The organism is Micromonospora sp. NPDC005806 (genome assembly GCF_042871425.1).
Lineage (GTDB): Bacteria > Actinomycetota > Actinomycetes > Mycobacteriales > Micromonosporaceae > Micromonospora.
Genome location: NZ_JBIAIL010000018.1, coordinates 76,788 through 100,025, shown reverse-complemented (window position 1 = coordinate 100,025; position 23,238 = coordinate 76,788). Strand labels below are relative to the sequence as shown.

The 23,238-nt window shown below is 74.0% G+C and carries 19 protein-coding genes and 1 pseudogene; 11 read left to right on the top strand and 9 right to left on the bottom strand.

Annotation, left to right across the window (positions count from 1 at the left end; all coding sequences use genetic code 11):
• The first annotated feature begins 86 nt into the window (after window positions 1-86).
• From eccCa to ACFYOS_RS19890, 4 genes and pseudogenes are all read left to right on the top strand, one after another.
• Window positions 87-4,022 carry a type VII secretion protein EccCa gene (gene eccCa, locus ACFYOS_RS19905; RefSeq protein WP_387143401.1) on the top strand — a complete coding sequence of 1,312 codons (3,936 nt, stop codon included), beginning with the start codon at window positions 87-89 and terminating at the stop codon, window positions 4,020-4,022.
• An 87-nt stretch (window positions 4,023-4,109) separates the two neighbouring features.
• Window positions 4,110-5,441 carry a type VII secretion-associated serine protease mycosin gene (mycP, locus tag ACFYOS_RS19900; RefSeq protein ID WP_387143398.1) on the top strand — a complete coding sequence of 444 codons (1,332 nt, stop codon included), beginning with the start codon at window positions 4,110-4,112 and terminating at the stop codon, window positions 5,439-5,441.
• 44 nt (window positions 5,442-5,485) lie between these two features.
• On the top strand, window positions 5,486-6,283 hold the full coding sequence (locus ACFYOS_RS19895) for a phosphatase PAP2 family protein (RefSeq protein WP_387143395.1): 798 nt from the start codon (window positions 5,486-5,488) through the stop codon (window positions 6,281-6,283).
• A 30-nt stretch (window positions 6,284-6,313) separates the two neighbouring features.
• Window positions 6,314-6,943: pseudogene (locus ACFYOS_RS19890) on the top strand (phosphatase PAP2 family protein); the annotation flags it as partial.
• Between the two features lie 44 nt (window positions 6,944-6,987).
• Here ACFYOS_RS19890 and ACFYOS_RS19885 read toward each other — a convergent pair.
• From ACFYOS_RS19885 to ACFYOS_RS19860, 6 genes are all read right to left on the bottom strand, one after another.
• A complete protein-coding gene (locus tag ACFYOS_RS19885; RefSeq protein WP_387143392.1) occupies window positions 6,988-8,166 on the bottom strand; it encodes a MarP family serine protease in 1,179 nt (392 codons plus the stop codon).
• A gap of 87 nt (window positions 8,167-8,253) precedes the next feature.
• On the bottom strand, window positions 8,254-8,946 hold the full coding sequence (locus ACFYOS_RS19880) for an NUDIX hydrolase (RefSeq protein WP_387143388.1): 693 nt from the start codon (window positions 8,944-8,946) through the stop codon (window positions 8,254-8,256).
• Window positions 8,943-9,554 (bottom strand): TlpA family protein disulfide reductase, encoded by a 612-nt coding sequence (locus ACFYOS_RS19875; RefSeq protein WP_387143385.1) that lies wholly within the window; start codon window positions 9,552-9,554, stop codon window positions 8,943-8,945. The genes ACFYOS_RS19880 and ACFYOS_RS19875 overlap by 4 nt, the downstream gene beginning before the upstream one ends.
• Window positions 9,551-10,330 (bottom strand): endonuclease III, encoded by a 780-nt coding sequence (gene nth / locus ACFYOS_RS19870; RefSeq protein ID WP_387143382.1) that lies wholly within the window; start codon window positions 10,328-10,330, stop codon window positions 9,551-9,553. Before nth ends, ACFYOS_RS19875 begins: the two co-directional genes overlap by 4 nt.
• Window positions 10,331-10,391: 61 nt before the next feature.
• Entirely contained in the window at window positions 10,392-11,558 is a 1,167-nt protein-coding gene (locus ACFYOS_RS19865; protein ID WP_387143379.1) for a CapA family protein, read from the bottom strand.
• 83 nt (window positions 11,559-11,641) lie between these two features.
• On the bottom strand, window positions 11,642-12,304 hold the full coding sequence (locus tag ACFYOS_RS19860) for an adenosylcobinamide amidohydrolase (RefSeq protein ID WP_387143376.1): 663 nt from the start codon (window positions 12,302-12,304) through the stop codon (window positions 11,642-11,644).
• 129 nt (window positions 12,305-12,433) lie between these two features.
• On the opposite strand from ACFYOS_RS19860, the gene ACFYOS_RS19855 reads away from it, so the two are divergent.
• Window positions 12,434-13,111 carry a Crp/Fnr family transcriptional regulator gene (locus ACFYOS_RS19855; protein ID WP_007073398.1) on the top strand — a complete coding sequence of 226 codons (678 nt, stop codon included), beginning with the start codon at window positions 12,434-12,436 and terminating at the stop codon, window positions 13,109-13,111.
• Between the two features lie 60 nt (window positions 13,112-13,171).
• Here ACFYOS_RS19855 and ACFYOS_RS19850 read toward each other — a convergent pair whose 3' ends face one another.
• Complete coding sequence (locus ACFYOS_RS19850; protein ID WP_387143373.1) at window positions 13,172-13,735, bottom strand: DUF3592 domain-containing protein; 564 nt, start codon at window positions 13,733-13,735, stop codon at window positions 13,172-13,174.
• A 184-nt stretch (window positions 13,736-13,919) separates the two neighbouring features.
• Between ACFYOS_RS19850 and ACFYOS_RS19845 the strand changes: the two genes are divergently transcribed.
• Entirely contained in the window at window positions 13,920-14,663 is a 744-nt protein-coding gene (locus tag ACFYOS_RS19845; RefSeq protein WP_387143370.1) for a metallophosphoesterase family protein, read from the top strand.
• Window positions 14,664-14,721: 58 nt separating this feature from the next.
• Here the strand turns inward: ACFYOS_RS19845 and ACFYOS_RS19840 are convergent, their stop codons facing one another.
• Window positions 14,722-15,735: an acetamidase/formamidase family protein gene (locus ACFYOS_RS19840; protein WP_387143367.1), complete on the bottom strand. Its 1,014-nt coding sequence runs from the start codon at window positions 15,733-15,735 to the stop codon at window positions 14,722-14,724.
• Window positions 15,732-17,165, bottom strand: a complete 1,434-nt coding sequence (locus tag ACFYOS_RS19835; protein WP_387143364.1) for an APC family permease — start codon at window positions 17,163-17,165, stop codon at window positions 15,732-15,734. Before ACFYOS_RS19835 ends, ACFYOS_RS19840 begins: the two co-directional genes overlap by 4 nt.
• Window positions 17,166-17,334: 169 nt before the next feature.
• Here ACFYOS_RS19835 and ACFYOS_RS19830 point away from each other — a divergent pair, with 169 nt between their 5' ends.
• The 5 genes from ACFYOS_RS19830 to ACFYOS_RS19810 are packed head-to-tail and all read left to right on the top strand — an operon-like array spanning window position 17,335 to window position 23,218.
• Window positions 17,335-17,976, top strand: coding sequence for a TetR/AcrR family transcriptional regulator (locus ACFYOS_RS19830; protein ID WP_387143361.1), 642 nt, complete (start codon window positions 17,335-17,337; stop codon window positions 17,974-17,976).
• A gap of 19 nt (window positions 17,977-17,995) precedes the next feature.
• Entirely contained in the window at window positions 17,996-18,799 is an 804-nt protein-coding gene (locus tag ACFYOS_RS19825) for a TIGR03084 family metal-binding protein (protein WP_387143358.1), read from the top strand.
• On the top strand, window positions 18,796-20,484 hold the full coding sequence (locus ACFYOS_RS19820; RefSeq protein WP_387143355.1) for an acyclic terpene utilization AtuA family protein: 1,689 nt from the start codon (window positions 18,796-18,798) through the stop codon (window positions 20,482-20,484). Before ACFYOS_RS19825 ends, ACFYOS_RS19820 begins: the two co-directional genes overlap by 4 nt.
• The gene (locus ACFYOS_RS19815) at window positions 20,481-21,620 is read left to right on the top strand and encodes an acyl-CoA dehydrogenase family protein (protein WP_387143352.1); all 1,140 of its coding nucleotides are present in this window, start codon (window positions 20,481-20,483) and stop codon (window positions 21,618-21,620) included. Before ACFYOS_RS19820 ends, ACFYOS_RS19815 begins: the two co-directional genes overlap by 4 nt.
• Window positions 21,617-23,218, top strand: a complete 1,602-nt coding sequence (locus ACFYOS_RS19810; protein ID WP_387143349.1) for an acyl-CoA carboxylase subunit beta — start codon at window positions 21,617-21,619, stop codon at window positions 23,216-23,218. Before ACFYOS_RS19815 ends, ACFYOS_RS19810 begins: the two co-directional genes overlap by 4 nt.
• Window positions 23,219-23,238: the final 20 nt, after the last annotated feature.

The window sequence follows — 23,238 nt, the reverse complement described above, 5'->3', positions numbered from 1 at the left end:
GAGCGGGGTGGGTGACTGACGGACGACAGGACTTTACCTACGATGAGCCAGGCTCGGGTTACCGAGAGCCACCTGGGGAGGGCTCTGTGTCCACTGTCGTCATCAAACGGCCGCCACGCCGCCCCGCGCCGGAGATCCCGGCCGGCGAGCTGCCGGTGGAGGCGCCGCCGGAGATCCCCGTGCTCGCCGGAGGGCGCTGGCAGCAGGCGCTGATGGTGCTGCCCATGCTCGGCGGCACCGTGGCGATGGCGATGATGTTCGGCCGGGGCGGCGGGGCCTACTCGTACGTGGTGGGCGGCATGTTCGGGCTCTCCTCGGTGGCGATGCTGGTGACCTCCTGGGGCAGCGCCTCCGGCACGCCGCGCAAATCGGAGATGATGGCCGCACGCCGGGAGTACCTGCGCCACCTGGCCGCGCTCCGGCGCCGGGTCCGGACCACGGCCGCGGCGCAGCGGGCCGGGCTCCACTACCGGCACCCCGACCCGGGCCGGCTCTGGTCGACCGTCGACAGCCACCGGGTCTGGGAGCGCCGGCCGGGCGACCCGGACTTCGCCGTGGTCCGGGTCGGGGTCGGCCCGCAGACGCTGGCCACCCCGCTGGTCCCGCCGGTCACCCGGCCGCTGGAGGAGCTGGAGCCAATGACCGCGGGAGCGCTGCGACGCTTCCTCGACGCATACTCGGTGGTGCCGGACCTGCCGGTGGCGCTCTCCCTACGCAGCTTCGCCCGGGTCTTCGTGCGCGGCACCGGCTCCCCGGCCGCGCAGGCCCTGGCCCGGGCGGTGCTCACCCAGCTCGCCGTCTTCCACGCCCCCGACGAGCTGCTGGTCGCGGTCTGCGCCGGCCCGGAGCGGCGGGCCCACTGGGAGTGGGTGAAGTGGCTGCCGCACGTCCACCACCCGAGCCGCACCGACGCGCTCGGCGCGGTCCGGCTGGTCACCAGCTCCGCCGCCGAGCTGGAACGGCTCCTCGACGACGTGCTGGCCAGCCGGTCCCGGTTCAGCCCGGCCGGGCCGGCCACCGACGGCCCGCACGTGGTGGTGCTGCTCGACGGCGGCGACCTGACCGGGGCCACCGACCTGGCCGGCGACGGCGGCATCGACGCGGTCACCGTGATCGACCTGGACACCCCGCCGCCCCGGCTGCTCGACCGGTACGCCCTCCTGCTCGACCTGGTCGACGGCCGCCTGCACTCGCACTCCGCGGAGGGGCACGCGGAGGTCGGCACCGCCGACGCGCTGGCGCTCGCCGACGCCGAGGCGGTCGCCCGCCGGCTCGCGCCGCTGCGGCTCGCCGGCCCGGTGCGCGGACCGGACGCCCCGCCCGGCGCCGAGCCGGGCCTGCCCGAGCTGCTCGGCATCGGCGACCCGGCGAACTTCACCGCCGAGCAGGGCTGGGTGCCCCGGGCCGCCCGGGACCGGCTCCGGGTGCCGATCGGGGTGGGCGCGGACGGCGGCGCGATCGAGCTGGACCTCAAGGAGTCCGCGCAGGACGGGATGGGCCCGCACGGCCTACTCATCGGCGCCACCGGCTCCGGCAAGTCGGAGCTGCTCCGCACGCTGGTGCTGGGGCTGGCCGCCACCCACAGCTCGGAACAGCTCAACTTCGTCCTGGTCGACTTCAAGGGCGGCGCCACCTTCGCGTCGTTCGAGCGACTGCCGCACACCGCCGCGGTGATCACCAACCTGGCCGACGCGCTGCCGCTGGTCGACCGGATGGTCGCCGCGATCAACGGTGAGCTGATGCGCCGGCAGGAGCTGCTCCGCCGGGCCGGCAACTTCGCCAGCCTGCGGGACTACGAGCGGGCCAGGGCCGCCGGCACCCCGCTCGCCCCGCTGCCGTCGCTGCTGCTGATCTGCGACGAGTTCTCCGAGCTGCTCTCGGCCAAGCCGGACTTCATCGACCTCTTCGTCCAGATCGGTCGGTTGGGCCGGTCGCTCGGCGTCCACCTGCTGCTGGCCAGCCAGCGACTGGAGGAGGGGCGGCTGCGCGGGCTCGACACCCACCTGTCGTACCGGATCGGGTTGCGGACCTTCTCGGCGCTGGAGTCCCGCACGGTGCTCGGCGTGCCGGACGCGCACGAGCTGCCCCGCAGCCCGGGGCACGGCTACCTGCGCGCGGGCACCGACCCGCTGGTGCGGTTCAAGACCGCGTACGTCTCCGGCCCGGCGCGCCGCCGGGGCCCGGTGGGAACGGCCGGCGGCGGCACCCGGCTGCTGACCTTCTCCACCCACCTGGTGCCGGTCCCCGAGCCGACCGCCCCGGCCGCGCTCCCCGCCGCGGAGGACCCCGCTGAGAGCCTGCTCGACCTGCTCGTCGGGCGGCTGGCCGGGCAGGGCCCACCGGCGCACCAGGTGTGGCTGCCGCCGCTGGACGAGTCGCCCTCCCTCGACGAGCTGCTCGGTCCGGTCGGCACCGACCCGGGACGCGGGCTCACCGTGGCGAACCCGGAGCTGCACGGCGCGCTCCAGGTGCCGGTGGCCGTGGTGGACAAGCCGTTCGAGCAGCGCCGGGACCTGTTCTGGCTGGCCCTGGACGGGGCGGCCGGGCACGTGGCCGTGGTGGGCACCACCCGCAGCGGCCGGTCCACCCTGCTGCGCACGCTGATCTGTGCGCTGGCGCTCACCCACACCCCGGCCGAGGCGCAGGTCTACTGCCTCGACCTGGGCGGCGGGACGCTCGGCGCGCTGCGCGACCTGCCACACGTCGGCGGGGTGGCCGGGCGCGCCGACAACACCGCCGTGCGCCGGACCGTCGGGGAGTTGGTCACCCTGCTGGTCGAGCGGGAGCGGCGCTTCGCCGAGGCGGGGGTGGAGTCGGTGGCGGCGTGGCGACGTCGGCGGGTCGCCGCGCTGGCCGGCGGGCAGCCGGGCACCGACCCGTTCGGCGACGTGTTCCTGGTGATCGACGGCTGGAACACCCTGCGCAGCGACTACGAGGACCTGGAGCCGCTGGTCACCGAGCTGGCCACCCGGGGGCTCGCGTACGGGGTGCACGTCGTGGCGAGCGCGCTGCGCTGGTCGGATTTCCGTCCGGCGATCCGGGACCTCTTCGGCTCCCGCCTCGAACTGCGCCTCGGCGACCCGGCCGACTCGGTGCTGGTCAAGCGCCCCGTCGCGGCCACCGTGCCGGAGGAGCAGCCGGGCCGCGGGATCACCGCCGGCGGGCTGCACTTCCGCACCGCCCAGCCGACCGTCGCCGCCCTGGGCACCGGGACCACCGACCTGGTCGAGGCGGTCGCCGGGGCCTGGGCCGGGCCGGACGCGCCCCGGGTACGGCTGCTCCCGCCCGTGCTGCCGTACGCCGAGCTGGACCAGGGCGCGACCAGCGGGCTGGCCGTCCCGATCGGGGTGGCCGAGGCCGACCTGCGCCCGGTGGTGCTGGACTTCGCCGTCGAGCCCAACTTCGTGGTCTTCGGCGACGCCGAGTGCGGCAAGTCGTCGTTCCTGCGGGCGCTGGCCACCTCGATCGTCAACCGGTTCACTCCAGACGAGGCCCGGGTGATCCTGGTGGACTATCGGCGCAGCCTGATGGGCACGATCGAGACGCCACACCTGATCGGGTACGGCACGGCCGCGCCGCACACCGCCGAGCTGATCGAGTCGGCGGCCGGCTACCTCCAGGGGCGGCTGCCCGGGCCGGAGGTCACCCCGACCGAGCTGCGCAGCCGGTCCTGGTGGACCGGGCCGGAACTGTTCGTGCTGGTGGACGACTACGACCTGGTGGCCGGCGGGCCGGCGAACCCGCTGCGCGCGTTGGAGGAGCACCTGCCGCACGCCCGGGACGTCGGCCTGCACCTGGTGGTGGCCCGCCGGGCGGCCGGCTCCGGCCGGACCTCGTACGAGCCGATCATCCAGCGGCTGCGGGAGCTCTCCACGCCCGGCCTGGTGATGTCCGGCGGCCCGGAGGAGGGGACGCTCGTCGGTCAGGTGAAGGCGGGCCCGCTGCCCCCGGGGCGAGGTCGGCTGGTGACCCGGCGGGAAGGTGTCCGGCTGGTGCAGCTGGCCCACCTGCCGCCGGGGTGAGCGGTGTCACCGACTTGCACCGTGGGGTGCGGGAAACCCGGTAATCTCCGAGCAGCATGTTTCTGTCACGATGAATGGCTGGGGAATGTGACCAGGGATCGGCAGGGAGCCCCGACCGTGGCCCGGCGTCTCTTCGGACGCGCGCTGCTCGGTGCGGCGGCTGCCGTGGCCACCGTGGCCGGTCCGCCGGCGGCACCCGTGTACGCCGCCCCGGCCCACCCGGCCACCGTGGCACGGGAGCCGGCCTGGATCGCTCCGGTGGACGCCCCGGCCCGGGCGGACCCGGTCCGCGAGGAGCAGTGGCAGCTCGACGAGCTGAACGCGAAGACCGCCTGGCGGACGTCGACCGGGCGCGGGGTGGTGGTGGCGGTCGTAGACTCCGGAGTGGACGGTTCCCACCCGGACCTGGCCGGCCAGGTGCTCCCCGGCCTCGACCTGGTCTCCCCCGACGGCGCCGACGGCCCGGACCCGGTCGGGCACGGCACCACGGTCGCCGGCCTGATCGCCGGGCGGAACGACGACGACCGCGGCGTGGTCGGCCTCGCGCCGGACGCCAGGATCCTGCCGGTCCGGGTGCTCGACGACGAGAACCGCTACGACGACGCGATGATCGTCGCCAAGGGGGTGCGCTGGGCGGTCGACAACGGCGCCCGGGTGATCAACCTGTCCCTCGGCGGCAGCGGGAACAGCCCGGCCCTGGCCGCGGCCCTCGACTACGCCTTCGCCCGGGACGTGGTGGTGGTCGCCTGCACCGGCAACCTGGCCACCTCGAACAGCCGCAAGGTCTGGTACCCGGCCCGCGAGCCGGGGGTGATCGCCGTCGCCGGCCTGGACCGCAACGGTGAGAACCTCTGGTCCGGCTCGATCACCGGCCACGAGACGGTGCTCACCGCCCCGGCGACCGCGCTCGTCGGGGCCCGCGGCCCCAACGCGTACTGGCGGGTGCAGGGGACCAGCTTCGCGTCCCCGCTGGTCGCCGCGACGGCCGCGCTGATCCGGTCCCGGTACCCGCAGATGTCCGCCGGCGACGTGGTCAACCGGCTGATCAGCACCGCGAAGGACCTCGGCCCGACCGGCCGGGACGACCGGTTCGGCTTCGGGATGGTGGATCCGGTGGCCGCGCTGACCGCCGACGTGCCGTCGGTCGGGAGCAACCCGCTCGACGACAACGACTCCCCCGGCGTGGTGGGCTTCGGCCCGGCGCCCGGCACCGGCCGGGACACCCGGGCCGCCGCGGCCGGGCAGGGCGGCGACCCGTTCGGCGTCTCGCCGAAGCAGCAGTCCAAGTGGTCGGCTCGCCCGGCCGGCCAGGCGGACGACTCGGGGCCGGAGCGGCTCTGGACCGGCCTGGCCCTCTTCGCCGCCCTGGTCACCGGCGCGGCGCTGGTGGTCCGCCGGTTCCGCCAGTCCGGCCGCTGAGCCGGGCGGTCTGGCCGAGCCCTCCGCGGGGTAGTCGTCAGCGTATGAACGGGCGGGACGCGGACGGTCGGGTGTCGGAGGTCGAGCGGTCCTGGCGGACCCGACGCCTGGATCCGGAACATTCGCTGGGCCTCCGCCTCACCCTGGCGGCCACCGCGGCGTTCCTGGTGCTGGTGCCGTTCGCCCTGCTGGCGCTGCTGGTGCTCGGCGCCTGGCCGCCGCTGTTCCGGCTGGACGCGTCGATCACCGACGCGCTGCACGGGTACGCGCTCGACCACCCGGGCTGGGTGCGGGTGATGAGCGTCTGGACCGACGTCTTCGCCCCCGGCCCCCTCCGCGTGGCCGTCGCGGTGCTGGTGGTCTGGCTGCTGCTGCGCCGGGCCCCGCGGCTGGCCCTCTGGGCGGTCACCACGATGACCGTCGGCGGTCTGCTCGGCGCGCTGCTCAAGCTGCTGGTCGGGCGGCACCGCCCGGACCTGCTCGACCCGGTGGCCCGGGCGGCCGGGTTCTCGTTCCCGTCCGGTCACGCACTGAACGCCACCCTGGCCGCCGGGGTGCTGCTGCTGGTCTTCCTGCCGTTCGCCCGGGACCGGCGGCCGCTGCGCTGCGCGCTCTGGACCGTGGCGGTGCTGCTCGCGGTGGTGACCGGGCTGAGCCGGATCGCGCTGGGCGTGCACTGGGCCAGCGACGTGGTCGGCGGCTGGCTGCTCGGCGTCGCGATGGTCGCCGCGACGACCGCCGCCTTCACCACCTGGCGGACCCGGACCGGTCGCCGGCCGGTGCGTACCGTCCAAGAGGGTGTCGAGCCGGAGCTGGCCGAGTCAGATCCGGACGGGGCGTAGTTCGACGCCGGGCGGGGTAAAGGGCGCCGCATGTCCGATCTCGTGGTCCAGGTCGCCCGGCGGATCCTGCTGCCGGTGGCCCTGCTCTTCTCCGTCATGGTGGCGCTGGGCCTCCTGGTCACCCGGGTGCTCGCGAAGACCTGGCCGTTCACCGTCGAGGACACGGTCAACCGTGAGTTGGCGGCCGGCCGGACGCCGGGGTGGAACGACGTGTCGCTGGTGTTCAGCACGCTGGCCAGCACCCAACTGATCGTCGTGGTGACCGTGCTGGCGGCGCTGGTGCTGCGGCTGGTGCTGCACCGCTGGCGGGAGCCGCTCTTCCTCTGCGCGGCGGTGAGCGCGCAGGCGTTGGTCTTCCTCTTCACCACGATGGTCATCGACCGCCACCGCCCGGCCGTCGAGCACATGGACGTCTCCCCGCCGACGTCCAGCTTCCCGTCCGGGCACACGTCCGCCGCGATGGCGCTCTACGTCGGCATCGCGGTGCTGCTGGCGCTCCGGGCGAGGAGCACCGCCGCCAAGGTCAGCTGGTGGACGCTGCTGGTCCTGGTGCCGGTCGGGGTGGCGGTCACCCGGATGTACCGGGGCATGCACCACCCCAGCGACGTGCTGGCGTCCTTCCTCAACGGCGGCACCTGCGTGGCGATCATGGCCCGGGCGATGCTCGACCGCACGCTGACCTGGGGTCGGGCCCGTCCGTCCGCTCAGGTGCAGTCGCCGGTGCCGACCGCCCGGGTACGCTCCGCGCCCGCGAGGGCCACCGGCCGGGCCTCGGCGGCGGTCACCGCGAAGCCGGTGTTCGGGTCGTCCGCCGCCGCCGCGAAGATCACCCCGAGCACCAGCCCGTTCGAGGAGACCAGCGGGCCGCCCGAGTTGCCGCTGCGCACCAGCGCCCGGATCGTGTAGATCTCCCGGGTCACGTCACCGGAGGAGTAGATGTCCGGTCCGGTGATCCGATCGACGTCCCGGATCCGGGCGGGCCGGGCGTCGTACGGGCCGTCGAGGGGGAAACCCAGCACGATGGCGTCCGCCCCGCTGCCGGCCTGCCCGGCGGCGAAGCGCAGGGACGGGCCGGGCAGCCCGGGCACGTGCAGCACGGCCAGATCCCGCTCCGGGTCGTAGACGACCACCTCGCCGTCGTACCGCTCGCCGCGCAGTTCCACCGCCACCGAGCGGGTGCCGGCCACCACGTGCGCGTTGGTCATCACCCGGTCGTCCGCGTACACGAAGCCGGACCCCTCGATGCGGCGGGCGCAGCTCGGCGCGGAGCCGAGTACCTTGACCACCGCCCGCTGGCTGGTCTGCACCACCTGGGAGCCGGCCAGCGCCGGGTCGGGTGGGGAGACCTGGCGGGCACGGGTCGGGGCCAGGTCGCCGAAGACGTCCGGGAAGCCGTTGGTGTCGACGGTGTCCCGCAGCGCCGTGGACAGCTCCTGCGCCTTGTCCGGCAGCACCCGGTCGACCACCGTGAGCAGGGCGCTGTTACGCACCGAGGAGGCCAGCCAGGGCAGCGACGACGAGCCCAGCGGCACCGCGACCAGCCAGGCCACCAACATCACCGCGAAGACCGAGACCAGCGCACCGCCGATGTCGTCGAGCCGCTTGGCCACCTCGTTCGTGATCGTCTGGCGCAGGTGCGAGCCGATCCAGCCGGCCAGCGCCTGGCCGAGCACGGCGAGCCCGAAGACCGCGACGAGGGAGATCAGCACCCGGGTGCCGCTGTCGGCGAACTGCCGGGCGATCAGCGGGCCGACCTGGAGGCCGACGAGCGCGCCCAGGAAGAACCCGGAGAACGACAGCGCCCCGATGACGAAGCCCTGACGATATCCGCTGATCGCGAACACGAGCATGAGCAGGAGCAGTACGAGATCCACGGCGGACACGCCCCCAGGGTACGGGCACCGGGCCCGGAAGAGGCTGGCCGCTCGCTGAACGTGAGCTTCAGGTGCGCGCCGGTAGCCCGCTCCGGCTCACCGCACCGGGGTCTCTTCGACCTCGTCGGTGCCGGCGGAGGGGGCCGGGGTGGCGCCGGTCGGCGGCAGCTCGATCACCCGGGCGCGCGGCCAGGGGCGGGCCCAGCCGCCCATCTCCAGCAGCGTGTTCAGGACTCCGGCGGTGAAGCCCCAGACCAGCATTCCGCGCACCGAAAAGGCCGGGCCGATCCAGCCGCTCGGGTGGCGTACCCGCACCCGGTTGTCCGGGTCGACCAGCTCGGCGACGGGCAGCCGGGCGACGTGCGCCACCTCGGCCGGCTCGCGGGGGTGCACCTGGTGCGGCGCGTGCCACCAGGCGAGCACCGGGGTGACCACGAAGTCGCTGACCGGGATCCACAGCTTCGGCAGCTCGGCCAGCACGGTGACGCTGCCCGGATCGAGCCCGACCTCCTCGTTCGCCTCGCGCAGCGCGGTGGCGCTGGCGTCGGCGTCCTCCGGGTCGGCCGCGCCGCCGGGGAAGGCCGGCTGCCCGGCGTGGTTGCGCAGGGTGGCGGCACGCTGGAGGACCAGCACGTCCGGGCCGACCCTCGACTCCTCGCCGAGCAGCACCAGCACGGCGCTCTCCCGGCCGCCGCTCTCCGGGGTGGTGAGCCGGGTGAAGTCCTCGGCCCGGGCGGTGCCGAGGCGGCCGAGCAACGGGTCCAGCCACCCGGGCGGCTGGCGGTTCATGCCGTCACGTCCACGCCGAGGTGCGTACGGACCAGCTCGGCCAGGCGGGCGTCGTCCAGCGCGCCGGTCGAGTCGGTGTGCCGGATCCGGCCGTCCGCGTCGACGAAGACGGTCAGCGGGAAGGCGTTGCGGCCCAGCGCGTGCTCGAAGGCGTCGCCCTGGTCGACCAGCATCGGGAAGCGGACGCCGAAGTCCTCGCCGATGGACTGCGCGCCGCCGCGGCTGTCCCGGCTGTTCACCCCGATCACCTGGAACCGCCCGGCGGCCCGCTCGTGCAGCCGCTGGAACGCGGGCAGCTCCTTGCGGCAGGGCGGGCACCAGGACGCCCAGACGTTGATCACCGCCGGGCCCGGCACGTCCCGCAGCGCGACCGGGGTGCCCCCGGTGAAGCAGGCGAGGGTCAGTTCGGGCAGCGGGTCGCCGGGGTTGCCGCCCGGCGCCGCGGCGGGCGGGGACGGCGCCGTGGTCAGCGTGGCGCAGTCGGCGAACGGCGAGGGACGCTCGGGCCGGGTCGGCGGCGCTCCCCCCTCCTGCGGCTGGGCCGTGGCGGTGCAGCCGGCGAGCGCCAGCAGCACCGGGACGACCAGGCACGCGAGTCGACGGTTCACGGCACGTCCGCCGCGATCGCCTGCTGCGGCACCAGGTCCGGGTCGATCCCGACGGCCGCCGCGAGGTCCCGGGCGCGGGGACCCTTGAGCAGCTTGGCCGCCGCCACCGGGTCGGTCGGCCCGGTGCCGTAGGACGGGCAGAGCTTCGCCAGCGTGCAGGCGCCGCAGGCCGGCTTGCGGGCGTGGCAGACCCGGCGGCCGTGGAAGATGATCCGGTGCGACAGCATCGTCCAGTCGCGCTTCGGATACAGCGCGCCGATGGCGTGCTCGATCTTCACCGGGTCGGTCTCGGTGGTCAGCCGCCACCGCTGCACCAGCCGTTGGAAGTGGGTGTCGACCGTGATCCCGGGGACGCCGAAGGCGTTGCCGAGGATCACGTTGGCGGTCTTGCGGCCGATGCCGGGGAGGGTGACCAGGTCGGCCAGCTTCCCGGGGACCTCCCCGTCGTACCGCTCGCAGAGGGCGCGGCCGAGGTTGATCAACGAGGTGGTCTTGTTGCGGTAGAACCCGGTGGGCCGGATCTGCTCCTCCAGCTCGGCGCGGTCCGCCGCCGCGTAGTCGGCGGCGGCGCGGTAGCGGGCGAAGAGCTTCGGGGTGACCTCGTTGACCTTCTTGTCGGTGCACTGCGCGGACAGGATGGTGGCGACGGCCAGCTCCAGCGCGTTGGAGTGGTCGAGTTCACAGTGCGCGTCGGGGTGCGTCTCGGTCAGCACCCGGCCGATCCGCCGGGCGCGGCGGGTGCGACCGAGGTCGGTCTCGGGGGAACGCGTGGTCACGCCGGCCAGCCTACGTCGCGGGGCCGACGTCCCGACGGGCCCACGCGCCGGGCCACCCGCGTTACGCGCCCGTCGGCGCGCTGATCCGGCCGGCTCCGTCCAGCCTGGCCCCGGTCCGCGGGAAGTCCGCCCGGCTCATGTCGCGGACCAGCCCGAGGCCGCGATGCTGCCGGTCGATCGACGGCCGGCCGACGCCGTTCATCACCGTGGAGGTGAAGGTGCCGGCGACGAAGCCGCCGTCCGGCTTGAGCGTGACCTTGAGCACCCCGCCCCAGCCGAGTCGGCCGGAGCTGTTCAGCGACTTCCCGCCGCCGGCGAAGTTGCCCAGGCTGTACGCGATCAGTCGCCCCTTGTAGAACTCCATGCCGCGCAGCACGTGCGGACCGTGGCCGACGACCAGGTCGGCGCCGGCGTCGATCACCGCGTGGGAGAACTTGATCGGGTCGCCCCGGTTCTCCCCGAAGAACAGCTCGGTGCCCGGCCTGACCCGGCTCCTGTCCGCGCCCTCGGCACCCATGTGCACCTGCACCACGACCAGGTCGGCCATGGTGGCCGCCTTCGCCACCACCCGCTTCGCCGCCTCGATGTCGACCAGGCTGTTGGACCAGACGTACGAGGAGAAGCCGGCCACCGCCACCGTGACGCCCTCGACCTCGACCACGGTGATCTGGTCCGGGGCGCCGGTGTGCTCCAGGCCGTGCTCCTCCAGCGCGTGCTGGGTGTTCTCGTAGCCCTTCGGGCCGTAGTCGTAGCCGTGGTTGTTGGCCTGGTTGAGCAGCTGGAACCCGGCGTCCTTCAGATGCGCCGCGTACTCCGGGGGCGCCCGGAACTGGTAGCAGTTCTGCGGGTTCGGCCCGCATTTGCCGGCGCCCGTGTCCTCGGTGAGCGGCTCCTCCAGGTTGCCCATCACCAGGTCGCCCTTGAGCGCGGCCTTGACGTCGTCGAAGAAGCCCGCCCCGTCGTCGGCCGGCAGCCGGTTCGGGGCGTTGCCCATGATCACATCGCCGGTCGCGGCGAGGGAGACCGCCTTGTCGGACTCGCCCACCGGCTGGACCGGCTGGTCGGCCTCGGCCGGGACCGGGGAGCCGGCGCCCGCGCCGGGCTGCCACACCGGGTCGGCACCGGTCGATCCGGCGCAGCCGCCCGCCAGCAGGGCGGCGAGCAGCGCGCCGAGGACGGCGGCCGCGCGACGTCGCGGACGGGACGCGGAAAGGGCCGGAGAATACATCGTGGGCGACGTTACCGCGCGGAGAACGCTCCGACGATGGCCGATCGGTCGGAAACCCGACCAGCCGAGCAGGCGGCGCCGCCTCAGCCCGCCCGCCGGTCCGACCAGGGCACGACGGTGCCCACGCCACCGGCCAGGACGGCGGCGTGCACGGCTCGGGCCAGCGGGGCGCCCCAGGTCGAGCGGGGACCGCCGTACGCGGCCGGCGTGCCGTCGGCCGGGCAGAGCACGGTGATCGCGTCCGTGGGCGTGCCGGTGGCCGGCAGCCCCAGCTCCCAGATCGCCTGCGCCTTCGCCTCGGTGGCCGTGGCCACCGCGTTGACCAGGGCCGCGTCGCCGAGCCGGGCCGGGACGTACGCGACGACGTTGACCGTGCCGACGCGCTGGGCGGGGGTCGCCGGCGCGGGCGCGGCGGCCCAGACCGGGGTGCCGAGCCCGACGGTCGCCCAGACTCGGACGCCGGTGTCGGCGCGGGTCACCACCTCGGCCACGTCCACCCCGGTCAGCAACCCGACCCCGGGTCCGGCCAGACTCAGCCCGGCGGCCAGCTCGGCCAGGTGGTCGGCCGGGTCGTCCCGGTCGTACGACATCGGCACGGTCGCGTTGACCACCCATCGACGGACGCCCATGCCACCGCCGAGCGGGGCGGTGCCGACCGCCAGCAGCGGCTCCTCGGCACGCCAGACCAGCAATGGGACGTCCCACCCGTCCTCGGGACGGGTGGTAAGGAACGGCTCGCTCAGCACGCCCCAGAGCCTACGATCCGAGGGGTGCACCTCTGATTCCTGCTCATGTGCGCCTAGACTGGCGGCGCGCGAGGGATCAGCGGACGGCGGACCCGGCCGACGGACGGCACGCGCAGGCGGAGGTGCGCGATGGACGAGGTACTGGCCCGCAGCGGGATCTTCCAGGGTGTCGACCCGGAGGCTGCCGAGGCGCTCGCCAAGGAGATGGAGACGATCGAAGTCCGTAAGGGCGAGGTCGTGTTCAACGAGGGCGAGCCCGGCGACAGTCTCTACATCCTCCTGTCCGGCAAGATCAAGGTGGGTCGCCGCGCGGCGGACGGCCGGCAGAACCTGATCGCCGTGATGGGCCCGTCGGACATGGTCGGCGAGCTGTCGCTCTTCGACCCCGGCCCGCGTACGGCGACGGCCACCGCGGTGACCGACACCCGGCTGGTCCGCCTGCGCAAGCAGGCGCTGCGGCCCTGGCTGAACAACCGGCCCGAGATCGCCGAGCAGCTGCTGCGGGTGCTCGCCCGCCGGCTGCGCCGGACGAACGACTCGTTGGCCGACCTGATCTTCACCGACGTGCCGGGGCGGGTCGCCAAGAACCTGCTCCAGATGGCCGGCCGGTTCGGCACCCGCGACGGCGGCGTGCTGCGGGTGACCCACGACCTGACCCAGGAGGAGATCGCCCAGCTCGTCGGCGCCTCCCGGGAGACCGTCAACAAGGCGCTCGCCGACTTCGCCTCGCGCGGCTGGCTGCGGCTGGACGGCAAGAGCATCATCATCCTCGACCCCGAACGCCTGGCCCGCCGCGCGCGGGTCTGACACCTCCCGTACGCCCGGCCCGGCCCGCCCTCGCGCGGCCCGGGCCGGTTCCGTCCGCGGTCAGGCCCGCGATCGGCGGCGCGGCCACGGATTCTGCCGTTCGCCCAGGCGGGGCACCGGCCGGCGGTGCCGCCAGTCATCGGCCTGGTCGCGCCAGTGCGACCAGGTCCGCCGCAGGTACCAGCCGTACAGCGCGCCGGGCACCACCCCGAGGACGATGAACAGGACGGGACCGAACACCGAGGGTTCGTGGCCGGACAGGTACGCGTACCCGGGCTCCTCGGGGTCGTAGACGACGGTGAGCCGGTCGCCGGGGGTCGGCAGGTCGTCCGGCGTTTCGATCAACCGGGCGCGCACCACCTCACCGCGGGGCGTGGTGATCCGCACCGTGATCGATACCCCTCGCCGCTGCTTGCGCGCCTTCTCGACGACGGCGCTGGTCGTCTCGCCCCGCTCCCGCAGGTGCTGCCCGTCGACCAGTCCGCCGATCCCGCAGTTGACGACGATGAGCACCCCGCAGGCGAAGAGGAACGCGGACAAGGCCGGGAGCCGCAGCCAGTAGCCGGGCCGCCAGCGGCTCCGCGGTTCGCGCTGGACCGAAGCGGGCGGGGGCGTCCCGGGCACCGCCCCCGCTCGCGCCGTTCGCCAGCGTCGTGCCTTCCGCCTCGCCACCGCCGCCTCCCACACCCAGGCCGGCGCGCCGTCCCGGGCGCCGGCGCCCACGGTAGGCGGCGGCGACAATCCCGCGCGCCCTCTGCCCGGCGCAGAATCCCTGGACATCGCGGCGGGCCGGGGCCACGGTGGAGCGATGTTCGAACGGGTCGCCGTCCTCTCCGACATCCACGGCGTGCTGCCGGCGCTGGAGGCCGTGCTGGCCGAGCCGGACGTCGCCGCCGCCGACCTGATCGTGCTCACCGGTGACCTCGCGGCCGGCCCGCAGCCGGTCGAGGTGCTGGACCGGCTCGCCGCCCTCGGCGACCGGGCCTGCTGGGTCGGCGGCAACGCCGACCGGGAGCTGGTCGAGGCGCGCGCCGGAAAGCCGTCCCCGATCGAGGTGTCGAACTGGGCCGCCGCGCAGCTCCGCGACGACCAGCTCGCCCGGCTGGCCGGGCTGCCACCGACCGTCACCCTGCCCGTGGCCGGCCTCGGTCAGGTGCTCTTCTGCCACGCGACGCCCCGCGACGACGAGGAGGTCGTGCTGGTCGACTCGCGGCTCGACCGCTGGGCCGAGGTCTTCGCCGGCCTGCCGGCCGAGGTGGGCACCGTGGTCTGCGGGCACACCCACATGCCGTTCACCCGGCTGGTCGACCGCCGCCTGGTGGTCAACCCGGGCAGCGTCGGCATGCCGTACGGCGGCGCGGGCGCCTGGTGGGCCCTGCTCGGTCCCGGCGTGCAGCTCCGCCGGACCTGGTACGACGTGGACGCCGCCTGCGCGCGGGTGGCCGCCGAGTCGGGTTTCCCGGACGCCGCCGCCTGGGCGGACGAATACCTGCGCTCCGTGCACAGCGACGTCGACGCGCTCACCGTCTTCGGCCCGCGCGACGGCCGCTGACCGGGCGGCTCGGCACGGGACCGGCCGGGCTGGCGACCAGGCCGGTCCCTGCTCCCGGTCAGCGGTGGGTCAGGTAGTCGCGGGCCGTTTCGCGCAGCCGGGCATGCACTCCGTCGTACCCGCTCATGCCACTCAGGTAGCGCTTGGCCACCTTCGCCACCATCGTGTAGTTCGGATCGCACACGTTGCCGACCGGTGCCTCACCGGCCTGGCTGATCAGCTGGTACGCGTCGAGCTGGTCCAGACCGAGCAGCTCCGCGGTCCAGGTGACGAGGTCGTGCTGGCTGATCCGGTACGCGTCCTCGAGCGGGCGGGCCGAGCCGGTGGACATCAGGGCGTCGTCGGACTCGAGGCGTGGCCAAGGGGTACCCACGCCTTTGATGACGTCCACCACGACCGTGGTGTTCATGGCCGCCTCAAGGCCGGTGCCGCAGACCTCGCCGTGACCCTGCCGGCAGTGCCCGTCGCCCAGGGCGAACAGCGCTCCCGACACGTTCACGCCGAAGTAGGCGGTGACCCCCGCGCGCAGCTCCGGGCTGTCCATGTTGCCGCCGTGCGCGTCCGGGGTGATCGTCATCCGCGCCTCGAAGGCGCCCGGCGCCACCCCCGCCGTGCCGTGCATCGGGTCCAGCGGTAGCTCCACGGTGTAGTCGCCGCGCCGCGCCCGGTAGGTCGCCGTGCCGGCGGCGACGTCGACGTCGTACCGCCAGACCACCTCGTCGAGCGGCGGTTGCAGGGTCGCCGTCGTGTGCGTGCTGGTGAGCGCGCCGAAGTGCGGGAAGGTGCTGGACACGGCCCAGTCCCGGGCCGGTTCGATGGCGACGAAGTGGACGGCGAGGGTGTCGCCCGGCTCGGCGCCCTCGACGTGGATCGGCCCGGTCACCGGATTGAGGTAGGGGAACTCGCACACCTGCGAGGGCAGGTCGTCGACGCCGCGGACCCGCCCGCCGAAACAGTCCTCGGTGTACAGCTCGAGGATCGTGCCCGCGCGTACCCGGAGCACCGCCTCGCGCCCGCCGAAGGTGTAGGAGAGTTCGTCCGGCTCCGGCCGGTACTTCACCACCTCGGTCACTGCGGCTCCTTGACGGGCTCGTCGGTCGGTTCGGGTGCGGCCTCGGCGAGAGCGGCGAGCTCGGGGCGCCGGCCGGTCGCGTAGAAGGTCAGCAGGACGACCACGCCGATGCCCAACCAGATGAAGCCGAGCACCTGGGCGGCGACCTTCGCGTTGATCACCACGTAGAGCAGGATCAGGAACCCGATCACCGGTACGACGAGGTGCCGCAGCCAGTCCCGGCTGCCGTTGCGGACGACGTAGTGCGTCACGACGGAGACGTGCAGCGCCAGGAATGCCGTCATCGCCCCGAAGTTGACCAGCGTGGTCAGGAGTGAGATTCCGTCGTCCCGGCTGGCCATGTAGAGGCCGAGCGCGAGGGAGATCCCGGCCACCAGCAGGGTGGCGTTGGCCGGCACCTGGTGTCTCGGGTTGATCCGGGCGAGGAAACGCGGCATCTGCCGGTCGCGGGCCATCGCGTAGAGCAGGCGGGAGGTGGCGGCCTGGGCCACCAGGGAGTTGGCGAAGCCCCACGCGATCGCGGTGGCCAGAGCGGTGAGCCCGGCCAGCCAGCCGCCACCGGCCACCCGGGCGGCGTCGTAGAAGGCCGTTCCGTCCGGGTCGCCCTTGTCGAGCAGGTCGGCCGCGTTCGGCACCAGCAGGGCCGCGACCCACGTCTGCACGATGAACAGGGCGCCGGCCAGCAGCAGTGCACCGACCATCGCCCGGCCGATCTGGCGGGCCTCCTCGCGGCTCTCCTCGGCCAGCATGGAGATCCCGTCGAAGCCGAGGAAGGACAGGACGGCGATCGACACCGCGCCGAACACCAGCGGCCAGGAGAAGGTGTGTGCGTCGAACAACGGCCGCAGCGAGAAGCCGTCGCCCTTGCCCTGCGCCAGTGCGACCACGCCGACGACCAGGAATATCGCCAGGATGACGAGCTCGGCGGCGAGCATCACCCGGTTCACCCTGGCGGTCATCCGGATGCCGAGATAGTTGACGATCGTGTTGAGCACGACGAATGCCACCAGCCAGCCCCACACCGGCACGTCGCGCACGAGGTCGTGCATGGCCACGCTGGCCACGAGGTAGAGCAGGCCGGGCACGAGGACGTAGTCGAGCAGGATCACCCAGCCGGCGAGGAAGCCGACGGGCGGCGCGATGCCACGTCCCGTGTAGCTGTACACCGATCCGGCCATCGGGAACGCCCGGACCATCTGCGCGTACGACAGAGCGGTGAACATCATCGCGACCATGCCGATGATGTAGGCCAGCGCCACCATGCCGCCGGAGCCGGCGTAGACGCTGCCGAAGATGCCGAAGGGGGCGATCGGCACCATGAAGATCAATCCGTAGATGAGCAGATCCGTGAAGCTGAGCGAGCGGCTGAGTTCCTGGCGGTAGCCGAAACGTTCCACCTGAGTGGCTGTCTCGGAGGGAGGTCGGGTCATGGCACACCTCCTTGATGTTGGTGAGGCCGCACGTTAGCCCACCGCCCCACGGACAGGAAGATCCACGTACCTGGATTGAAAACATCGACAAAGCGACCATCGGCCACTTTGACCTGTCGACGAAAAAGTCAGTCTTGACTGTTTGTTTCGCGGGCGGCACGCTGTCCCCGTGCCCGTCGCATCGACCCGCGTCCCGCAACAGGAACGCAGCCGCGCCACCCAGGCCCGGCTGCTGGAGGCGACCGTCGAGTGCCTGGTGGAGCACGGCTGGTCCGGCACCACCACCACGGTGGTGGCGGCCCGGGCCGGGGTCTCCCGGGGCGCCCAGCTGCACCACTACCCGACCAAGGCGGCCCTGGTCACCGCCGCGGTCACCCACCTCACCGAGCTCCGGGCGGTGGAGCTGCGCACCGAGGCCGAGGCGCTGCCGGCCGGCCCGCAGCGGCTCGACCGGGTGGTCGACCTGCTCGCCGCCGCCTTCACCGGACCGCTCTTCGTAGCCGCGCTGGAGCTGTGGGTGGCCGCCCGCACCGACCCCGAGCTACGCGACGCCCTGGTGCCGCTGGAGGCCCGGGTCGGCCGCGAGATGCACCGGCTGACCGTCGCGCTGCTCGACGTGGACGAGCGCCGGCCCGGCGTACGGGAGGCCGTGCAGGCCACCCTCGACCTGCTCCGCGGCCTCGGCGTGGCCAACCTGCTCAGCGACGACTCGGCCCGCCGCACCGCCCTGCTGCACGCCTGGAAGCGCCAGCTCGCCACCCTGCTCGCCCCCGACGACGGCGCACCGGCGCCCGGGCGTGAGCGGCACTGACCCCCTGACCGGAGGCACCATGGTCGACCTGACAGCACTGCTCACGGATCTGGCCGCCGAGTCCGAGCAGCTCGACGCCCTCGTCGCGCCGCTGCCGCCGGAAGCGTGGGACCGGCCGACACCGGCTCCGGGCTGGACGGTCGCCCACCAGATCGCCCACCTGGCCTGGACCGACCACGTGGCGCACCTCGCCGCGACCGACGCCGAGGCGTTCTACGCCTCGGTCGTCTCGGCGCCGGACCCGTCCCGCCTGGTCGACGACGGCGCGGAGTCGTTCCTCGCCCCGCCGGCCGAGCTGCTGGACCGCTGGCGGGCCGGCCGGGCCGCGCTCGCGGCGGCCCTCGCCGCCGCCCCGGCCGGGGAGAAGCTGCCCTGGTACGGCACCGGAATGTCACCGACCTCCATGGTGACCGCGCGGATCATGGAGACCTGGGCGCACGGCGAGGACGTGGCCGACGCGCTGGGCGTCCGCCGCCCCCCGACCGCCCGGCTGCGGCACATCGCGCACCTCGGCTTCCGTACCCTCGGGCACAGCTTCGCCGCCCACGGCCGTGCGGTGCCGACGGCGCCGGTTCGGGTGGAGCTGGCGGCACCGGACGGGGACACCTGGGCCTTCGGGCCGGCGGAGGCGGCGGACCGGGTCACCGGGCCGGCGCTCGACTTCTGCCTGCTGGTGAACCAGCGTCGGCACCGCGCCGACCTGGCCCTGGTCGCCAGCGGGCCGGTGGCCGACGAGTGGCTGGACGTGGCGCAGGCGTTCGCCGGCCCACCCGGCGTCAAGCGGGAGGCGGCCGGCAGCGGGCACGTCGGGGTGACGACGTGACCCCGGTGCTGCGGGTGGGCAACGCCTCCGGCTTCTACGGCGACCGCCTCTCCGCCTGGCGGGAGATGCTCGACGGCGGCGAGCTGGACGTGCTGACCGGCGACTACCTGGCCGAGCTGACCATGCTCATCCTCGGCCGGGACCGGATGCGCGACCCCTCCCTCGGCTACGCGAGGACCTTCCTCCGGCAACTGGAGGGCTGCCTCGGCGCCGCCCTTGACCGCGGGGTCAAGCTGGTCACCAACGCCGGCGGGCTCAACCCGGCCGGCCTGGCCGCCGCGATCGGCGCGCTCGCCGACCGGCTCGGCCTCCCCACCCGGATCGGGTACGTCGAGGGCGACGCACTGACCCGGCCGGACGCGCTCACCGCGAACGCGTACCTGGGGGCGTTCGGGATCGCGGCCTGCCTCGACGCCGGGGCGGACGTCGTAGTCACCGGCCGGGTCACCGACGCGTCACTGGCGGTCGGCCCGGCCATCGCCCGCTTCGGCTGGGGCCGCGACGCCCTCGACGCGCTGGCCGGGGCCACCGTCGCCGGGCACCTGATCGAGTGCGGGGCGCAGGTCACCGGCGGCAATTTCAGCTTCTTCACCGAACTGCCGGACGGCGGTCACCGCCCCGGCTTCCCGATCGCCGAGATCCACCCCGACGGCTCGTCGGTGCTCACCAAACACCCCGGCACCGGGGGCGCGGTCACCGTCGAGACGGTCACCGCGCAGCTGCTGTACGAGGTGGGCGGGCCGGCGTACCTGGGGCCGGACGTGGTGACCCGGCTGGACACGGTGGAGCTGGCTCAGGACGGCCCGGACCGGGTCGGCGTCTCCGGCGTCCGGGGCACCCCGCCACCCGGCACGCTCAAGGTGGGCGTCAACAACCTGGGCGGCTTCCGCAACTCCATGACGTTCGTGCTCTGCGGGCTGGACATCCCGGCCAAGGCGGCCCTGGTCCAGGCCCAGCTGGAGGACGCGGTCGGCAAGGAGGGGCTGGAGTTCGCCCTGGCCCGGACGGACCACCCGGACGCCGCCGACACCGAGGCGGCGAGCGCGCTGCTGCACGTACACCTGCGGGACGGTGACAAGGCGCGGGCCGGGCGGTCCTTCTCGGCGGCCGCGGTGGAGCTGGCGCTCGCCTCCTACCCGGGCTGCACGCTGACCACCCTGCCCGGCGACGCCACCCCGTACGGGGCCTTCACCGCCGACACGATCCCCCAGGACGCGGTCGCGCACGTCGCCGTGCTGCCCGACGGCACCCGGAAGCCGATCGCGCCACCGCCGGTGACGTGTCTGCCGGGGCCCCCGGTACAACGCGAGGCGTCAAGCGGGGCCCCTTCCTTGCCGCCGACCTGGCGGGGGCCGCTGGGTGAGCTGGTCGGGGCCCGGTCGGGCGACAAGGGCGGAGATGCCAACCTCGGCGTCTGGGCCCGGACCGACGGGACCTGGGCCTGGCTGCGCGACTGGCTGACCGCGGAACGGCTGGCCGAGCTGCTGCCGGAGACCGCCCCGCTGACCGTCGAGCGGTACGAGCTGCCGAACCTGCGCGCGGTCAACTTCGTCATCCGGGGGCTGCTCGGACCGGGCGTGGCCGCCTCCACCCGGTTCGACCCGCAGGCCAAGGCGCTCGGCGAGCTGCTCCGCTCCCGGGTGGTGGACCTGCCCGCCGACCTCACCCCGGGGGTGCCGTCGTGACCATCGTGGACACCCCGGAACGGCGGCAGCTCCGCGAGCTGACCCGCGCCTTCGTCACCCGGGAGGTGCTGCCGTACCTGGACGACTGGGAGCGGGCCGGCGAGGTGCCCCGGTCGCTGCACGAGACCGCCGCGAAGATCGGGTTGCTCGGCATCGGCTTTCCCGAGTCGGTCGGCGGCAGCGGCGGCGACCTGCTCGACTCGATCATCGTCACCGAGGAGATCATCCGCTCGGGCGGCTCGTCCGGCCTGGTCGCCGCCCTCTTCACGCACGGCATCGCGCTCCCGCACATGGTGGCGTCGGGGAACGACGACCTGATCGACCGGTACGTCCGGCCGACCCTGGCCGGGACGATGATCGGCGCGCTGGCGATCACCGAGCCGGACGGCGGCTCCGACGTGGCGGGCATCCGCACCTTCGCCCGGCTCGACGGCGACCACTACGTGGTGAACGGGTCGAAGACCTACATCACCAGTGGGGTCCGGGCGGACTTCGTGACCACCGCCGTCTGCACCGCCCTGCCGGGCTCCGGCGCACTCAGCCTGCTGGTGATCGAGAAGGGCACGCCCGGCTTCACCGTGGGCCGGCGGCTGCAGAAGCTGGGCTGGCACTGCTCGGACACCGCCGAACTGTCCTTCGTCGACGTGCGGGTGCCGGTGGCGAACCGGATCGGCCCGGAGGACACCGGCTTCCTGGCGATCATGCAGCAGTTCGCGACCGAGCGGCTCTCCCTGGCCACCCAGGCGTACGCGACCGCGCAGCGCTGCGTGGAGTTGGCCACCCGCTGGTGCCGGGACCGGTCCACCTTCGGCCGGCCGCTGGCCAGCCGGCAGCTCGTCCGGCACCGGCTGGCCGAGATGCACACCCGCGCCGAGGCCGCCCGGGCGTACGTGCACGAGGTGGCGGCCCGGGTCGGCGCCGGCGAGCCGGTGGTCACCGAGGTGGCGATGGCGAAGAACGTGGCGGTGGCCGCCTGCGACCACGTCGTCGACGCGGCGCTGCAGCTGCACGGCGGCTTCGGCTACCTGCGCGACGCCGAGGTGGAGCGGCACTACCGGGACGCCCGGATCCTCGGCATCGGCGGCGGCACCACCGAGATCATGAACGAGATCATCGCGAAGGGTATGGGCCTGTGACCACGCTGGACAGCGCCGTCGACCCGACCTCGCCGGCCCACCGCGCCAACCGCGAGGCCCTGCTGGCCCGCCTGGCCGAGCTGGACGCCGCGCTCGACCAGGCCCGGGCCGGCGGCGGCAACAAGTACGTGACCCGGCACCACCAGCGCGGCAAGCTGCTGCCCCGCGAGCGGATCGAGTTGCTGCTGGACCCGGACAGCGCGTTCCTGGAGCTGTCGCCGGTGGCCGCGTACGGGACCGACTTCCCGGTCGGGGCCAGCACGGTCACCGGCATCGGCGTGGTCGAGGGCGTGGAGTGCCTGATCGTCGCCAACGATCCGACGGTACGCGGCGGCGCGGTGAACCCCTGGTCGCTGGCCAAGACCCGGCGGGCCGGGGAGATCGCCCTGGCCAACCGGCTGCCGATGGTGAACCTGGTGGAGTCGGCCGGGGCGGACCTGCCCACCCAGGCGGAGATCTTCGTCCCGGGCGGCCGGGTGTTCCGCGACCTGACCCGGCTCTCCGCGGCGAGGATCCCCACCGTCAGCGTGGTCTTCGGCAACGCCACGGCCGGGGGCGCGTACGTACCCGGGATGTCGGACTTCACCATCATGATCCGCGATCGGTCGCAGGTGTACCTGGCCGGGCCGCCGCTGGTGAAGATGGCCACCGGCGAGGTCACCGACGACGAGTCGCTGGGCGGCGCGGCCATGCACGCCACGAGGTCCGGCCTGGCCGACTTCCTCGCCGAGGACGAGCGGGACGGGATCCGGTTGGCCCGGCAGTGCGTACGCCGGCTCAACTGGCGCAAGCAAGGCCCGCCGCCGCGCAACCCGTTCCCGCAGCCACCCAGGTACGACCCGGAGGAGCTGCTCGGCATCGCCAGCGCCGACCTCAAGGTGCCGTTCGACCCGCGCGAGGTGCTGGCCCGGGTGCTGGACGGCAGCGAGTTCGACGAGTTCAAGCCGAACTACGGCACCGCGCTGGTCACCGGCTGGGGCGAGCTGCACGGCTGGCCGGTCGGCGTGCTGGCCAACGCCCGCGGCGTGCTGTTCAGCGAGGAGGCGCAGAAGGCGGCCCAGTTCATCCAGCTCGCCAACGCCGCCGACACCCCGCTGGTCTTCCTGCAGAACACCACCGGCTACATGGTCGGCACCGAGTACGAGCAGCGCGGCATCATCAAGCACGGCGCCCTGATGATCAACGCGGTGTCGAACTCGACCGTGCCGCACCTGACGGTCAACCTGGGCGCCTCGTACGGGGCCGGCAACTACGGCATGTGCGGCCGGGCGTACGAGCCGAGGTTCCTGTTCACCTGGCCGAACGCCAAGTCAGCGGTGATGGGGCCGGCGCAGCTCGCCGGGGTGCTGTCGATCGTGGCCCGGCAGGCCGCCGCCGCCCGGGGACGCGAGTACGACGAGGACTCCGATGCCGCCATGCGGACGATGGTCGAGCAGCAGATCGAGTCCCAGTCCGGGGCGCTGTTCCTCTCCGGCCGGCTATACGACGACGGGGTGATCGACCCCCGGGACACCCGTACCGTCCTCGGGCTCTGCCTGTCGGCGATCCACAACGGACCGGTCAAGGGCGCCGACGGCTTCGGCGTCTTCCGGATGTGAGGGCCCGGTGAGCGCGAGGA